The sequence below is a fragment of the Pseudomonas sp. SIMBA_067 genome (assembly GCF_046534675.1).
GTDB classification, from domain to species: Bacteria; Pseudomonadota; Gammaproteobacteria; order Pseudomonadales; family Pseudomonadaceae; genus Aquipseudomonas; species Aquipseudomonas putida.
The window spans coordinates 1-248 of record NZ_JAWRYH010001045.1; the positions used below are offsets into that span (position 1 = coordinate 1).

Genomic DNA, 248 nt, shown 5'->3' on the forward strand with positions numbered 1-248 from the left:
TCGTGCGCCGTTCACCGGGCCGGGTGACCCAGTCCAGCGGGCGCGGCTGGCCGGCCTGGTAGAAGTAGGTGGTCGGCACGTGCAGGGCTTCGCTGATGGCCGTCAGGTCGGCCACGGTCGGGCGCGACAGGCCGCGCTCGACCTGCGAGAGAAAGCCCAGTGAGCGCTTGACCTTGCCGGCCAGCTCGTCAAGCGTCAGCCCGCGGTGCTTGCGCAGGTCGCGGATCAGCACCGCCAGTGTTTGAACT

The 248-nt window shown here is 69.8% G+C and carries 1 protein-coding gene; it reads right to left on the bottom strand.

Annotation, left to right across the window (positions count from 1 at the left end; translation table 11 throughout):
* Positions 1-248: helix-turn-helix domain-containing protein (locus SB765_RS32405; protein WP_410932865.1), on the bottom strand; the 248-nt coding region annotated here is incomplete at both ends.